Origin of the sequence: Candidatus Endoriftia persephonae (assembly GCF_023733635.1) — a bacterium.
Taxonomy (GTDB): Bacteria; Pseudomonadota; Gammaproteobacteria; order Chromatiales; family Chromatiaceae; genus Endoriftia; species Endoriftia persephonae.
Genome location: NZ_CP090569.1, coordinates 1,774,750 through 1,789,458, shown reverse-complemented (window position 1 = coordinate 1,789,458; position 14,709 = coordinate 1,774,750). Strand labels below are relative to the sequence as shown.

General features: G+C 59.2%; 13 protein-coding genes. 12 read left to right on the top strand and 1 reads right to left on the bottom strand.

Annotation, left to right across the window (positions count from 1 at the left end; genetic code table 11):
* Positions 1–80 precede the first annotated feature (80 nt).
* The 7 genes from lepA to pdxJ all read left to right on the top strand — a co-directional run bounded on the left by lepA (position 81) and on the right by pdxJ (position 6,252).
* Complete coding sequence (lepA, locus tag L0Y14_RS08055) at positions 81–1,883, top strand: translation elongation factor 4 (RefSeq protein ID WP_006474415.1); 1,803 nt, start codon at positions 81–83, stop codon at positions 1,881–1,883.
* 99 nt (positions 1,884–1,982) lie between these two features.
* Positions 1,983–2,795, top strand: coding sequence for a signal peptidase I (lepB, locus tag L0Y14_RS08050; RefSeq protein ID WP_006474416.1), 813 nt, complete (start codon positions 1,983–1,985; stop codon positions 2,793–2,795).
* Positions 2,796–2,854: 59 nt separating this feature from the next.
* Positions 2,855–3,202, top strand: a complete 348-nt coding sequence (locus L0Y14_RS08045; protein ID WP_006474417.1) for a DUF4845 domain-containing protein — start codon at positions 2,855–2,857, stop codon at positions 3,200–3,202.
* Positions 3,199–3,876: a ribonuclease III gene (gene rnc / locus L0Y14_RS08040; protein WP_006474418.1), complete on the top strand. Its 678-nt coding sequence runs from the start codon at positions 3,199–3,201 to the stop codon at positions 3,874–3,876. The genes L0Y14_RS08045 and rnc overlap by 4 nt, the downstream gene beginning before the upstream one ends.
* Positions 3,869–4,765 (top strand): GTPase Era, encoded by an 897-nt coding sequence (era, locus tag L0Y14_RS08035; protein ID WP_006474419.1) that lies wholly within the window; start codon positions 3,869–3,871, stop codon positions 4,763–4,765. The genes rnc and era overlap by 8 nt, the downstream gene beginning before the upstream one ends.
* Positions 4,765–5,475: a DNA repair protein RecO gene (gene recO / locus L0Y14_RS08030; RefSeq protein WP_006474420.1), complete on the top strand. Its 711-nt coding sequence runs from the start codon at positions 4,765–4,767 to the stop codon at positions 5,473–5,475. Before era ends, recO begins: the two co-directional genes overlap by 1 nt.
* A gap of 39 nt (positions 5,476–5,514) precedes the next feature.
* Positions 5,515–6,252, top strand: coding sequence for a pyridoxine 5'-phosphate synthase (gene pdxJ, locus L0Y14_RS08025; RefSeq protein ID WP_005959070.1), 738 nt, complete (start codon positions 5,515–5,517; stop codon positions 6,250–6,252).
* 7 nt (positions 6,253–6,259) lie between these two features.
* Here pdxJ and L0Y14_RS08020 read toward each other — a convergent pair whose 3' ends face one another.
* The gene (locus tag L0Y14_RS08020; protein ID WP_005959071.1) at positions 6,260–8,974 is read right to left on the bottom strand and encodes an ATP-binding protein; all 2,715 of its coding nucleotides are present in this window, start codon (positions 8,972–8,974) and stop codon (positions 6,260–6,262) included.
* A gap of 182 nt (positions 8,975–9,156) precedes the next feature.
* On the opposite strand from L0Y14_RS08020, the gene cysM reads away from it, so the two are divergent.
* The 5 genes from cysM to L0Y14_RS07995 all read left to right on the top strand — a co-directional run bounded on the left by cysM (position 9,157) and on the right by L0Y14_RS07995 (position 14,708).
* The gene (cysM, locus tag L0Y14_RS08015) at positions 9,157–10,050 is read left to right on the top strand and encodes a cysteine synthase CysM (RefSeq protein WP_006474422.1); all 894 of its coding nucleotides are present in this window, start codon (positions 9,157–9,159) and stop codon (positions 10,048–10,050) included.
* Positions 10,031–12,142 (top strand): translocation/assembly module TamB domain-containing protein, encoded by a 2,112-nt coding sequence (locus L0Y14_RS08010; RefSeq protein WP_040819309.1) that lies wholly within the window; start codon positions 10,031–10,033, stop codon positions 12,140–12,142. The genes cysM and L0Y14_RS08010 overlap by 20 nt, the downstream gene beginning before the upstream one ends.
* A gap of 18 nt (positions 12,143–12,160) precedes the next feature.
* Positions 12,161–12,766, top strand: coding sequence for a YdbL family probable chaperone protein (locus tag L0Y14_RS08005; protein ID WP_251859299.1), 606 nt, complete (start codon positions 12,161–12,163; stop codon positions 12,764–12,766).
* Between the two features lie 136 nt (positions 12,767–12,902).
* Positions 12,903–14,237: a 23S rRNA (uracil(1939)-C(5))-methyltransferase RlmD gene (rlmD, locus tag L0Y14_RS08000; protein WP_006474426.1), complete on the top strand. Its 1,335-nt coding sequence runs from the start codon at positions 12,903–12,905 to the stop codon at positions 14,235–14,237.
* A gap of 3 nt (positions 14,238–14,240) precedes the next feature.
* The gene (locus L0Y14_RS07995; protein ID WP_005959077.1) at positions 14,241–14,708 is read left to right on the top strand and encodes a CYTH domain-containing protein; all 468 of its coding nucleotides are present in this window, start codon (positions 14,241–14,243) and stop codon (positions 14,706–14,708) included.
* The last annotated feature ends 1 nt before the right edge of the window (position 14,709 follow it).

Here is a 14,709-nt window from a genome sequence, read left to right as displayed (position 1 = left end):
TTCGGCGTTGTACGCCGACAGACGGAACTTGCCTAATCAGGCAAGTTCCGTTTTTTCCGCGCCAAGGTAACACTGAGCCAATGACAGATTTGCGTCACATCCGTAACTTTTCCATCATCGCCCATATCGATCACGGCAAGTCAACGATTGCCGACCGCTTTATCCAGGCTTGCGGTGGTCTGAGCGATCGCGAGATGGAGGCGCAGGTGCTCGATTCGATGGAGCTGGAGCGGGAACGCGGTATCACCATCAAAGCGCAGAGTGTCACCCTCGACTACCAGGCGCGGGATGGCCAGATCTACCAACTCAATTTTATCGACACCCCTGGCCATGTGGACTTCTCCTACGAGGTCTCCCGCTCTCTAGCCGCCTGCGAGGGTGCGCTGCTGGTGGTGGACGCGGCCCAGGGCGTAGAGGCGCAGAGTGTCGCCAACTGCTACACCGCCATCGAGCAGGGGCTGGAGGTGTTGCCAGTGCTGAACAAGATCGACCTGCCCTCGGCGGAGCCGGAGCGGGTGATCAGCGAGATCGAGGAGATCATTGGCATCGACGCCACCGATGCCACCAAGGTCAGCGCCAAGACCGGTCTCGGCATTCCCGATCTGTTGGAAGACCTGGTGGCCACAATTCCGCCGCCGGAGGGAGACAGGGAGGCACCACTGCAGGCGTTGATTATCGACTCCTGGTTTGACCCCTATGTGGGCGTGATTTCACTGATCCGGGTGATGAACGGCGAGATCCGCCGCAAGGACAAGATGCACATTATGTCCACCGGACGCAGCTATCAGGTGGAGAAGGTGGGTGTGTTCACCCCCAAGCGGCTCGACAAGCAGCTGCTCTCCAGCGGCGAGGTAGGTTTTGTCATCGCCGGCATCAAGGAGATCGACGGCGCACCCGTGGGCGACACCATCACTTTGGAGAACCGCAAGGCAGAGCAGGCGCTGCCGGGCTTCGAGGAGATGCATCCGCGGGTCTTCTCCGGGCTCTATCCGGTCAGCTCCGACGACTACGAAAACCTGCGCGATGCGCTGCAGAAACTGCGCCTCAACGATGCCGCCCTGCACTATGAGCCGGAGACATCCCAGGCGCTGGGCTTCGGTTTCCGCTGCGGCTTTCTCGGCATGCTGCACATGGAGATCATCCAGGAGCGGCTGGAGCGGGAGTATAACCTCGACCTGATCACTACTGCGCCTTCGGTGGTCTATGAGGTGCTGTTGAATAACGGCAGCACAATCCAGATCGAGAACCCCTCCGACCTGCCCGATCCCGGTAAGTTCGAGGCAGTGCGTGAGCCGCTGATCAACGCCACCATCCTGGTGCCGCAGGCGCATCTGGGCAATGTGATCAGCCTCTGTATCGAAAAGCGCGGCACACAGAAGAATATGCAGTACCTGGGTGGCCAGGTGCAGCTCAGTTACGAACTGCCACTAAACGAGGTGGTGCTCGACTTCTTCGACCGGCTGAAGTCGGTGAGCCGCGGTTACGCCTCGTTTGAGTATGAGTTTGCCCGCTTTCAGACGGCACCGCTGGTCAAGCTCGATATCCTGATCAACGGTGAGAAGGTTGATGCACTCTCCATCATCGTGCACAGGAGCCAGGCCGACTCCCGTGGCCGGGATCTGACTGCGAAGATGAAGGAGATCATTCCTAGGCAGATGTTCGAGGTGGCGATCCAGGCCGCCATCGGCAGCAAGATTATCGCCCGCACCACGGTCAAGGCACTGCGCAAAAATGTCACCGCTAAATGTTACGGCGGTGATATCACCCGCAAGCGCAAGTTGCTGGAGAAACAGAAGGCGGGCAAGAAACGTATGAAACAGGTGGGCAGGGTGGAGATCCCGCAGGAAGCCTTTCTCGCCGTGTTGAAGGTCGGCAAGGATTGAGTCGGCCTGCAGCGGTTTTCTTGAAAAGATTCAGCTGAGTGTAGATGACCAGTCTAGCCAGCGATTTCGGCAACTCGATATTGGAGTAGATAGACGCTTATGAACTTCGATTTCCCCACATTCCTGGTGGTGGCGAGCGCCATCACTGGCGGCATCTGGTTGATCGATGCGCTCTTCTTTGCGCCAGCGAGAAACGAACGGGCCGTAGGCGCACCGCGCGATCCCCTGATGGTGGAGTATGCGCGCTCCTTCTTCCCGGTGATATTCGCGGTGCTGGTGTTGCGCTCGTTTCTGGTGGAGCCCTTCCGCATCCCCTCCGGCTCGATGATGCCGACGCTGCTGGTGGGGGACTTCATCCTGGTTAACAAGTTCAGCTACGGTATCCGCCTGCCGGTGCTGAACAAAAAGGTTATCGATATCGATCTACCGCAGCGCGGCGATGTGGCGGTCTTCCGCTATCCCAAACAACCCTGGATCGACTATATCAAACGTATCGTGGCGGTACCCGGTGATACCATCCACTACCGCGGCAAGGTCCTCTATATTAATGGTAAACCGATGCAACAGACCCCGGTGGGGATCTACAACGGTACTGGCGGTGGTGCCAGGATCAGCGGTTATCTCAGGGCGGTGGAAGATTTGAATGGGGTTGAGCACGAGATCCTGATGCACCCCATGGCGCCCGATCTCGCTATGGGATGTAATGTGCTGTCACGTGGCCCCTTCACGATACCGGAGGGCCACTACTTTGTGATGGGGGACAATCGGGACAACAGCAACGACAGTCGCTGCTGGGGACTGGTGCCTGAAGAGAATCTGATCGGAGAAGCATTTGCCATCTGGATGAACTGGGATGGTGAGAAAACGGGTTTCCCGATCTCATGGGAACGAATTGGGCGGGCAATAAATTAATAATATCAATAGCATAGGAAAGGTATTTGATAATGTATAGCACGCACAGAGAGAGTGGCATGACAGCTATCAGCATGCTGCTGGTATTTGTCATGGTAGGCGCGGTTGCGCTGATGGCGATCAAGATCATACCGGTCTACACGGAGCATTTTACCGTCAGGTCAGCGCTGGAATCGCTGCAGGCCGAGTCCCTCATCGGGCGTAAATCACTGTCCGAGATTCGTAAGGCGTTCCTGCGCCGGATGGAAGTCAACTACATCAGTACAGTGAAGAAAGAGCACGTCAAGGTGGAGCGCCAAGGGAGTACCACCATCGTCAGGGTATCCTATGAGGTACGCATCCCCCTGATGGGGAATCTGGACGCCATCGTCTCCTTTAATGACACTGTCGAATTAGCCGCCAATTGACCCCTCCACTCAGTAGCCTCTGCCGGGCCCTCGGCTATGAATTCCACAATCCAGCGCTGCTGCAGCAAGCGCTGACCCACCGCAGTGTCGGTGGCAAAAACAACGAGCGTTTCGAGTTCCTGGGCGATGCTATCCTCGGCTTTGTCATCGCCGATGCCCTGTTTGAGCAATTCGAGCGCGCCAGCGAAGGACAACTCAGCCGGTTGCGCTCATCGCTGGTCAAACGCGAAACCCTGGCCAAGATCGCCCGCGGGCTGAAACTTGGCGACCATCTGCGACTCGGGCCCGGTGAGTTGCGCAGTGGTGGTCAGACTCGGGATTCAATACTGGCCGACGCGGTGGAGGCGATCCTGGCAGCCATCTACCTCGACAGCGACTACTCAACTACCCGTCGGGTTATCCTGCAGATATTCGAGTCACTGCTCACCGGGCTTGATCTGAATACGCAACAGAAGGATCCGAAGACCCGCCTTCAGGAGCACCTGCAGGCGCGCAAGATCGGACTACCGAGCTACCAAGTGATCGACATCACCGGTGATCAACACGCCCAGACCTTCACGGTGAAGTGCCGGAGCGAGGCCCTTGAACAGGAGAGCGATGGCTCAGGTTCGAGCCGTCGTCGTGCCGAACAGGCCGCTGCGGCAGCTATGTTACAGAGACTGGAAGATGAGTGAGCTGAACAACCATTGCGGCTATGCTGCCATCGCTGGACGTCCCAACGTAGGCAAATCGACCCTGCTCAACCGGATCATCGGTATGAAGCTGGCCATCACCTCGCACAAGGCGCAGACCACCCGACACAGCATTCTCGGCATCAAGACCCTCGAGCAGGGGCAAGTGATCTATGTGGATACCCCTGGCATCCACGAGCGGGCGGACCATGCCATGAATCGCTATCTCAACCGCACTGCAAAGACGGTGGTAGTGGATGTGGATGTGGTGATCTTCGTGGTGGAGGCGCTGCGCTGGACCAGAGAGGATGCCAAGGTATTAGGACTGCTGCAGGAACGTACCATGCCGGTGATTCTGGCGGTCAACAAGGTCGACCAGGTGAACCAGAAAGAGGCGCTGTTGCCGTTTCTGGCTGAGATGGCTGAGCGCTATGATTTTGCTGAGATCATCCCGATCTCGGCGAGCAACGGTCACAATGTCGATGCGCTGGAGAAGCTGGTGCTCGAGCGTCTGCCGCTGGCGGATAACTTCTACCCTGAAGAGCAGCTAACCGACCGGCCGGAGAAGTTTTTCGCCGCCGAGATGGTGCGCGAACAGATTACCCGTCGCTACGCCAAAGAGCTCCCCTATGCGGTCTCGGTGGAGATCGAACGGTTCGAGGAGAAGGGTGGCATCTACCGCATCAACGCGGTGATCTGGGTGGAGAAGCCGGGGCAGAAGGCTATCATCATCGGCAAGCAGGGTGGGGCGCTGAAGATCGTTGCCAGCCAGGCACGCAAGGCGATGGAACAGTTCTTTGGCTGCAAGGTGTATCTCGAGGTCTGGGTCAAGGTGAAAAAGAGCTGGTCTGACGACGAGGCCTCGCTGGCGCGGCTCGGATATAGCGATTAGTGGTCGATAACGCGCTGCAACCCTGCTTTATTCTGCACCGCCGGGAGTACCGGAACACCAGCCTGTTGCTGGAGCTCTTCACCCCGGAGCAGGGACGGCTGCCGGCGATTGCGCGAGGCGCGCGCTCGGGGCGCTCGATGCTGGGAGCGCTACTGCAGCCCTTCAGACCGCTGCTGGTCTCTCTCAAAGGGCGGGGCGAGGTCAAGACCCTGAGTAAATCGGAACCGGAGGGGCGCGCACTGCTACTGCAGGGCAACCACCTCTACTGTGGCTTCTATCTGAACGAATTGCTGACCCGCCTGCTGCAGCGGGAAGATCCCCATCCCCAGCTGTTTCTCCACTACAGCAATACCCTGGCCGCACTGGCGACAGCAGAGCCGATGGAAGCGGTTCTGCGCCACTTCGAGCTGGAGTTACTGGATGAGCTTGGCTATGGACTGCTGCTGGACCAGGAGGCCGATAACGGCGACAAAATCGAGGCAGAGCGGCTCTATGAGTTCCATATCGAACATGGGCCTGTGGTGTTTGAGACGGGACGTACGCGCTCACCGATGGTGGTGCATGGCGCCACTATGCTCGGAATGCATCGACGCGACTTCAGCGAGCGCCGCACCATTCAGGAGGCACGTGGCTTGATGCGCCGAGTGTTGGCCTTCTATCTTGGCAATAAACCGCTGAAGAGCCGTGAATTGTTCCGCAGCACACCCTGAACCGGGAAAACCACACCACTACATTTTGAAGGACTGGGAATGAGCAGAGAGCGAGAGATTTTGCTGGGGGTCAATATCGATCATGTGGCGACCCTGCGTCAGGCCCGAGGCACCCGCTATCCGGAGCCAGTGCAGGCGGCGCTGGTGGCCGAGCAGGCAGGGGCTGATGCCATTACCCTGCATCTGCGGGAGGATCGGCGCCACATCCAAGACCGGGATGTGGAGATCCTCTCAGGCATGCTGCAGACCCGCATGAACCTGGAGATGGCGGCCACCGCCGAAATGGCGGCAATTGCCTCCCGATTTCGTCCCGCCGACTGCTGCCTGGTGCCGGAACGTCGCGAGGAGTTGACCACGGAGGGGGGGCTTGAGGTCGCTGCAAACCAGGATTACATGACCGATTACTGCGCAGAACTAAAGGAGGCGGGGATCCGTGTCTCTCTGTTTATCGATGCAGACCCCAGTCAGCTCGATGCAGCCGTGGCGGTGGGTGCGCCGGTGGTGGAGATCCATACCGGGCACTATGCGGACGCCGCCAACCCCCAGCAACGTCAGACAGAGCTGGAGCGAATTATCCAGGCAGTGGAGTATGGCAACAGCCTGGGTCTGCAGGTCAACGCCGGACATGGCCTCGACTACCATAACGTCAAGCCGATTCTGGCGATCGAGCAGATCCGGGAGTTGAACATCGGTCACTCGATCATCAGCCGTGCGGTATTCAGCGGCCTGGCCGCGGCGGTGGCCGAGATGAAACAGCTGTTGCTGCAGAGGCCCTGAATCGAGCTCAGCTCTGCTGCGTCATGCGCAGGATCAGCGCATCCAGCTCACCAAGCAGCTCAGTGGTGCGGGTGGCCGAGTCGGCATCCGCCGCCAGTTCCAGCCTGGTCAGCAGCTGATCAAGGGCCACCGCTGCACAGTATCGTGCCGAGCCGCGGGTCTTGTGGGCGCTCTCTCGCAACCCCATCCAGTCCCGTGCAGCGACTTTTTGACTGAGTTCCTGCTGTGCCCCTGGTAGCTCTTTGAGCAGGGACGCATACATCTCCTGAGCCAGCTCCGGATTGCCTCCGGCGATGGAGAGGGCGCGCTCAGTGTCCCGCAGCGGACTCTCCTTTTGATCGTGCACCTCAGGCGGTTGGCTGACCAGTAACGGGCGTTCGGGCAGGGTATGGCTGGTGATCTGATCGATCAGCTCCCACAGACGTAGCTCTTCCAGCGGCTTCATCAGACAGGCATCCATCCCCGACTCAAGGGCGTGGTTGAAGTTCTGTGGCAACACGTCGGCAGTCAGACCGACGATTGGCAGATGGCTATCTTCCGACTCCTGCTGTCGCAAGCGGATCGTGGCCTCCACTCCATCGATCTTTGGCATGTGGATATCCATCAGAATCAGGTCAAAGGCGGCCTGGCAGGCTACGATCTCCAGTACCTCTTCGCCATCGTGGGCTAGCACCACCTCGGCACCGGTGCGCTTCAACAGCTCTTCGATCAAGTGGAGGTTGATCTCATTGTCGTCTGCCACAAGCGCCCGCAGGCCAGGGTAGCTGGGGATGGCCATTGGTTCCGTCTCGACGGCCAGGCTCGGATAACCTGAGTGGATCGGGAGTTGCAGCAGTTTGCGAAAACTGCGCTGCAGCAGTTGGATTGGGGTTGGTTTTGACAGACACTCGTCGCTCCCAAGGGCGCGAATCTCATCCAATACCGCCTGGTCCGACGAACTGATCAGCGTGATCATCGGGATGTTGGCAATATTGCGTAGCCGCAGCACCAGCGCCTTTACACTCTCATCCAGTAAATCCCGACGGGAGAATCCGAGCAGGATCGCATCCAGCAGCAGGGGCTGGGCCTGGATCGCCGCCAGCAGTTCATCCGCGGTATAGAAACGCTCGACACTGGCACCCAGTAGAGTCAGACGGTGCTGATTGGCGGTGCCCGCCAGTTTATGGCTGTCGTAGCAGGCGATGCGTTTTCCCTGTAGCAACTGGGGATAGCGGGTTGACTGGCCATCTGCCTCATAGGGCAGGCTTAGCTGCACCGTGAAAGTGGAGCCCTTGCCCTGCTCGCTCTGCATGGAGATGGAGCCGTTCATGACCTTCACCAGACGGTTGCAGATGGAGAGACCGAGGCCGGTACCTCCATAGATGCGTGAGGCGGACAACATGCCCTGATTGAAGGGTTCAAAGAGCTGTGGTTGTAACTCGTCGGGAATGCCGATGCCGCTGTCCTGTACCGAGATCGCGAGGGTGCACTGTTGATCGTCTTCATCCTCCAACATCACACGTACAATGATCTCTCCGTGGGAGGTGAATTTGATCGCATTTCCCACCAGGTTAATCAGGATCTGGCGGATCCGTGAGATGTCGCCAATCAGCAGATCGGGCACATCATTGTAGACCAGTATCACGATCTCAAGCCCCTTTTCATGGGCTCCTGGGGCGAGCAGCGCCACACAATCCTCGATATTCTCGCGCAGTCTAAAGTTGGCTACCTCCAGTGAAAACTGGCGGGTCTCGAGACGGGAGAAGTCGAGGATGTCATTGATGATCTGCAGCAGACTCGAGGCCGAGCGATGGATAGTATTGGTGTAGTCGAGCTGCAGCTCGTTGAGCCCTGAGTTCTTCAGCAGGTTCACAAATCCCAGGATGCCGTTCATCGGCGTGCGGATCTCATGACTCATGTTAGCCAGGAACTCGGACTTTACCTGGTTCGCCTCCAGCGCCCGTTTGCGTGCCAGATCGAGCTCCACATTGCGCACCTCCAGCGCCTCCATGGTCTGCATCAGGTCTGAGGTGGCCTGCTCGACCTGCTGCTGTAGATCCGCCTGACTGGTCTTCAAGTGTGCGATCATCTGATTGAAGACGACCTCGAGACGCCCCAACTCACCGGTTGAGCGTTCCACTACACTGCTGGAGAGGTCGCCCTTTTCGATCCGATTGACCACCTCCATCATTCCCTCGATGGGGCGGGTTACCCCCCTGCCCAGGACGATGGCGAGCAGGATGGCCGACAGCAGTCCAACCAGGCTCAGGCCAAAGCCATTGATCAGAAGATGGGCCTTTTTCAGGGTGGAGGGGCCTGGATCGAACAACAGCCGCACCTCACCGATATCTGTGTCGGCACTGGTTATCGGTGCGCTGAATCGGCTCGGATGCTGGGAGAAGAAAAAATTCTCGATGGTGTTGAAATGGCGAGCGGGCTCCAGCTCGCGAATCTTGATGCGTCCATTGCGATCGCCGATAATCACCCCAACCACTTCATGGTGCTGCAGGAATTGCTGTGCCAGTTGTTGCAGGCGATCCACATCCTGTTGTCTTAACGGCATGATGCTCAGCGCCGCAAGCTCTTGGGTCATCGACCCGGCCCGCTGCTTGAAATCCGCCTCGATCTCGTTGAAGCGGGTTTCAAGTAGATACCAGCCCAATAGCAGGGAGAGCATGACAACAGGGATGACCGCTAGAGCAAAGATCCGTCGGCGAATCCATGAAAATTTTTGGTTTATCAAGCCTCGAACGCCTCCACGCCCTAAACGGTTGTTAATCCACTCATCAAAATACTCGCATCTGACCCGCTTTGATTGTAACTTGAACGGCTAAATCTAGCGTCACTGGTTTCTGTCTCTGTTCCCTGGAAAGGGTAGAATTTCCAACCAGCTAACATTCTGACACGCAGCTATCTAATCCCGACATGCTCTACAAAACCATCGAAGATTTCATCGGCAACACTCCGCTGGTGCGGCTGCAGCGCCTTCCAGGCGACACCAGCAATACCCTGCTGGTCAAGCTAGAGGGCAATAATCCTGCCGGATCGGTCAAAGATCGGCCGGCCCTGAGCATGATCCGCCAAGCCGAGGCACGAGGCCAGATCAAGCCTGGCGACACCCTGATCGAGGCCACCAGCGGTAACACCGGCATCGCACTGGCGATGGCGGCGGCAATCAGCGGTTACCGCATGATCCTGGTGATGCCGGAGAACATGAGCATGGAGCGCCGCGCAGTGATGAAGGCCTACGGCGCGGAACTGGTGTTGACCCCCAAAGAGGGCAGCATGGAGGCGGCCATCGACAAGGCTCGGGAGCTGGAGGGAGAGGGGGTGGGCCTGATCCTCGACCAGTTCTCCAATATCGACAACCCGGCATCCCACAGCGCCGGCACCGGCCCGGAAATCTGGCGCGACACCAGCGGCGAGATCACCCACTTTGTCAGCGCCATGGGCACCACTGGCACCATCATGGGCGCCTCCCGCTATCTCAAGTCACAGAACCCGGCGATCGAGATCGTCGGTGTGCAGCCCCAGGAGGGAGCGAGCATCCCCGGTATTCGCCGCTGGCCTGAGGCCTATCTGCCAAAGATCTACGATGCCAGCCGGGTCGACCGGATCATCGACGTCTCCCAGGAGGCGGCCGAGCAGACCACTCGCGAGCTGGCAGCGCGAGAGGGGATCTTCTGCGGCATCTCTTCTGGTGGTGCGGTGGCGGCGGCGCTGGAGCTGTCGAAGCAGGTGAGCGATGCGGTTATCGTCACGATCATCTGCGATCGTGGTGACCGCTACCTCTCCACCAATGTCTTTCCTGCGGAGTAGGCAGAGCCTGCTCCTGGCCGCCCTGTTGGGCGGTTTACTGTTTGCACTTCTGTTTCACTCGATCTTTGCCAGCGGCCGGTTGACGCTGCAGCTCGGCAGTCTCGCCGCTCCCGGCTGGAGCGCCGAAGGGATCAACCTGCAACTGCTCCAACCAGCGCCCGGCCGGGAAAACTTCCTGATCAGCATCGCCAAGCTCCACCTGCCTGGCCTCGCGCAGCCACTGCAGCAGTTGAGTTTTAAATGCAGCAACGGACGCCTGCAGGGGCGACAGTTGGAGTGTCCCTCGGTTCGCATCGGCTTCGATCACCCCCTGCTGGGTCGGCAGCAGAGCACGGGCAGTCTGTTGATGGATCTGCAGCAGCCACATCTTCAGGCAAGACTGAACCGGCTCCGGCTGGCAGACGGCACTGCCCGAATTGAGCTGCAACTCGATGCACAGGGTTGGCAGGCGACGGTCGACGCCAAGGCGCTGCAGCTACAGCAGCTGACCAAACTCACCGCCGCTGCAGGCATCCCAGTCAATCTGGCCGAATGGTCACTGCAGAGCCAGATCGATGCACAGCTCGAACTCACTGGAAGCCAGCAAAAACTCACCCAGATCAGCGGCTCCATCGGATTGAGAGAGACCAGCTTCAGTGACGCGGATGGAACCTATCTTGCGGAAGGGTTGCAGGGGAGCATTGCGGGGCAGATTGGTGCTGTTGCGGCTGGCTGGCAGGGGAGTCTGGCACTGCAGCTCGATGGGGGAGAGGCCCTAACGCCATTTCTCTATGCGAATCTGGCAGACCACCCCCTCCATCTCAGTGGCGATTTTCGACTGGATGAGGCGGGGGATCAGCTCGAACTCATCTCTCTGCACCATCGACAGGGGCAACTGATCGATCTCTCCCTGGATGGCCGCTTCAGCCTGGGTGAGCACGCCAAGGTCGAGCAACTGGCTCTGCAACTGGAGCCAGTGGCGCTTGGCGATCTGCATCGCGAGTTGTTGCAACCGGTGCTGCTCGGCACCCCCTGGGAGCGACTCACCCTGCAGGGTTCGCTCAGCGGCAGCCTGCAGCTGCATCCAGGTCACTCCCGCCTGGATGCAATACTCGAAGGGGGGCAGTGGGACGACCAGGCTGACGGCATCAATCAGCGTCGGCTGGGCCTGCAGGGGGTTGATGGCCATCTGCACTGGAGCCAGGGCGGGCCTGCCGTCGCCTCCTGGCTACGCTGGCAGGGTGGCCACCTACTGGAGCGGATTCCCATCGGTCCGGGCCGGCTCGATTTCACTCTCACCGGACAACGTTTTCAGCTCGAGCAGCCGAGCCAGATTCCAGTATTGGATGGCGCGCTGCAGCTGGAGCAGCTGATCCTGCAGGTGGATGGCGATGAGCCGCAGCTGCAGTTTGACGGCTTTCTCACTCCGATCTCAATGGCCAGTCTGAGCCAGGCGCTGGAGTGGCCACCACTGTCGGGTAAGCTCTCTGGCATGATCCCGGGGATGAACTACGCGAACGGCAGCCTGAGCATCGATGGCACGCTGCTGGCTAAGGTGTTCGATGGCGATATCCTGATCCGAGACCTGCAGCTGCAGGATCTGTTGGGTGTCTATCCCAGATTGCAGGCCGATATTGAGATGCAGGGGCTCGATCTGGAGACCCTCACCAGAACCTTCTCCTTTGGCCGCATCACCGGCCGGCTCGATGGTTACATGCGTGAACTACAGATGGAGGCGTGGAGGCCAGTCAGCTTCGACGCCTTCTTCCACACACCCGAAGATGACGACTCGCGCCGCCGGATCAGCCAGCAGGCAGTGGATAACATCTCCAACCTTGGCGGTAGCGGCATCTCCGGTTCTCTGGCACGCTCCTTCCTGCGTTTTTTCGAGGAGTTTGGCTACAGTCGTCTGGGTATCGGCTGTCGACTGCAGGCGGGCGTCTGTCAGATGAGTGGTGTCGGTGAGACGGATCGGGGCTACTATCTGGTGGAGGGCGGTGGCATCCCCCGCATCGATGTGATCGGCTACAATCGCACTGCCAATTGGGATAGCCTGCTCGAGCAGTTGAAAGGGATCACCCAGTCAGGTGGTGCTGCGCCGGTGATCCAGTAGTAAATGAAGATGGAGTCGATGATGAAGAGCTTAAGATTGGCAGCGTTTGCGTTCGGTGTACTGTTCCTGGCAGCCTGTGTCACCATCAATATCTACTTTCCGGCCGCTGAGGCACAGCAGGCAGCGGAGGAGATCGTCAAGGATATCCTCGGCAAGGAGAAGGTAGATAAACCTGGCAAAGACGACCAGTCGATGCGGCTCCCCGGCCGCCATCAGTTTATTGTGATCAACCCGCTGGAGTGGCTGATCCCCAGCGCTCAGGCGGCGGCCACGCCCGATTTCAATATCAACACCCCCACAGTGCGTAAGCTGCAGGCGGCGATGAAGCAGCGTCATGGCGCTTTGGTCGCCTTCTATAAGAACGGTGCCATCGGCTTCACCAACAAGGCGCTGGTGGGTGTACGGCAGCAGTCGGCAGTGCCATTGAAACAGCGCAGCCATCTGAAAAAACTGGTGGCCGCCGAGAACCGCGAGCGCAACCAGCTCTATCAGGAGATTGCCAAGGCCAACGGCCATCCGGAGTGGGAGACCGATGTGCGTAACATCTTTGCCCGCACCTGGATTAAAGAGGCCGCTGCCGGCTGGTGGTATCAGGATGCCGGCGGCAATTGGAAACAGAAGTAGGGGTGTTGCGCGCAGCGCGAATGGCCCAATGCCCTCGATTCGCGCTACAAGCAGCGCTCCTGCGGGTTTGCCGCTTTTGTGCCACCCCTCGACTCGGCGTAGAATCGAGCGCTTTTCAGCCGAGAAGGTAAATACTATGGGGCGATCGCGCCGCAGAAAGAAGCTGCCTGCCGAGCCGGTAGAGGCAAACATCGAATCCATGAGCCACGACGGCAAGGGCGTGGTCCACATCGAGGGCAAGGCCACCTTTCTGGTGGGCGGACTACCCGGCGAGCGGGTGCGCTTTCTCTATACTCAACAGCGCCGCAAATATGACGAAGGTCGGGTGGTCGAGGTGTTGCAGGCCTCCCCGGAGCGGGTCGAACCTCGCTGCACTCAGTTCGGTATCTGTGGCGGCTGCAGTCTGCAGCATCAGGCGCCGGCGGCGCAGATCCAGACCAAACAGCAGGCATTGCTTGATGCCCTCGAGCATCTCGGCAAGGTGGAACCTGAAACGGTACTGGAGCCGTTGCTCAATGAGACTCCCTGGGGCTACCGACGCAAGGCGCGTCTCGGCGTGCGCGATGTACCGAAGAAGGGCAAGGTGCTGGTCGGTTTCCGCGAGCGCGGCTCCTCGTTTATCGCCGACATTGAACAGTGCCACATCCTCCATCCCCGGGTCGGGCAGCTGCTGCCGCAGTTGAGCCAGTTGATCGAGGGCCTCAGCGTCAAGCGGCAGGTCCCGCAGATCGAGATGGCGATGGGGGATGAGACCCTGGTGCTGATCTTCCGCATCCTCGAGTCGCTGAACGAGGCCGACCGGCAGGCCTTGGCGCAGTTCGGCGCTGAGCACCAGATTGAAATCTATATTCAGGAGGGAGGACTCGACACCATCCAGCCACTCTCTGGCATTCCCGCCGATCTCAACTATCGGCTGCCCGACTTCGACCTCAGCCTCGACTTTCTGCCCATCGACTTCACTCAGGTCAACACCGGCATCAACCGGCAGATGGTGTCACGGGTGGTGGAGATGCTCGACCCCGGTGCCAATGAGCGGGTGCTCGATCTCTTCTGCGGGCTGGGCAACTTCACCCTGCCGCTGGCGCGCCGTGCCGGTGAGGTGGTCGGCGTGGAGGGAGATGCCGGCCTGGTGACGCGGGGCCGCGCCAATGCCGAGCGCAACGGCATCGACAACGTCGACTACTTCACTGCCAACCTCTACGAGCCGCTGGAGCAGGAACCCTGGCTGCTGCAGCGCTTTGACAAGGCGCTGCTCGATCCACCCCGCAGCGGCGCCCAGGAGGTGCTGGAGCATCTGCCAAAGCTGGGGGTGGAGCGGATCGTCTACGTCTCCTGCTATCCAGGCACTCTGGCGCGGGATGCGGGCATCCTCTGCCATCAGCATGGCTATCGGCTGGTTTCCGCGGGGGTCATGGATATGTTCCCCCACACCGCCCATGTGGAGTCGATCGCACTCTTCGAAAAGGGATGACAGATGGGATTAGAAATAGAACGTAAGTTTTTGGTTAAAAATGATAAATGGAAGTCAGATGTGGTCTCAGAGCAGGCCATCAAGCAAGGCTATATTGCCAATCTGCCGAACGCTAGCGTGCGCGTCAGGTTGAAGGGAGAGAAGGCGCTGCTGACCCTCAAGGGGGCCGCCAAGGGCATCAGCCGCAGCGAGTTCGAGTATTCAATCCCACGCTCGGAGGGGGAGGCGATGCTGGCGGAGCTGGTGGATGGCCCGGTCATCGACAAGATCCGCTACCGGGTGCGCTGCGGTGCGCATATCTGGGATCTGGATCTGTTCCACGGCGACAACGCCGGTCTGGTGATGGCGGAGATCGAGTTGCAGCAGGAGAATGAGAGCTTCCAGATGCCGGAGTGGGCCGGGGAAGAGGTCTCGGATGATCCGCGCTACTATAACGCCAGTCTGGTGAAACACCCCTACAAAAGTTGGTGAG

What these genes read in the sequence shown, in the direction of transcription:
- L0Y14_RS07995 (WP_005959077.1), top strand. Translation starts at nt 14,241, where the DNA reads ATGGGATTAGAAATAGAACGTAAGTTTTTGGTTAAAAATGATAAATGG.
- lepB (WP_006474416.1), top strand. Translation starts at nt 1,983, where the DNA reads ATGAACTTCGATTTCCCCACATTCCTGGTGGTGGCGAGCGCCATCACT.
- era (WP_006474419.1), top strand. Translation starts at nt 3,869, where the DNA reads ATGAGTGAGCTGAACAACCATTGCGGCTATGCTGCCATCGCTGGACGT.
- L0Y14_RS08045 (WP_006474417.1), top strand. Translation starts at nt 2,855, where the DNA reads ATGACAGCTATCAGCATGCTGCTGGTATTTGTCATGGTAGGCGCGGTT.
- L0Y14_RS08010 (WP_040819309.1), top strand. Translation starts at nt 10,031, where the DNA reads ATGTCTTTCCTGCGGAGTAGGCAGAGCCTGCTCCTGGCCGCCCTGTTG.
- pdxJ (WP_005959070.1), top strand. Translation starts at nt 5,515, where the DNA reads ATGAGCAGAGAGCGAGAGATTTTGCTGGGGGTCAATATCGATCATGTG.
- rlmD (WP_006474426.1), top strand. Translation starts at nt 12,903, where the DNA reads ATGGGGCGATCGCGCCGCAGAAAGAAGCTGCCTGCCGAGCCGGTAGAG.
- L0Y14_RS08005 (WP_251859299.1), top strand. Translation starts at nt 12,161, where the DNA reads ATGATGAAGAGCTTAAGATTGGCAGCGTTTGCGTTCGGTGTACTGTTC.
- lepA (WP_006474415.1), top strand. Translation starts at nt 81, where the DNA reads ATGACAGATTTGCGTCACATCCGTAACTTTTCCATCATCGCCCATATC.
- cysM (WP_006474422.1), top strand. Translation starts at nt 9,157, where the DNA reads ATGCTCTACAAAACCATCGAAGATTTCATCGGCAACACTCCGCTGGTG.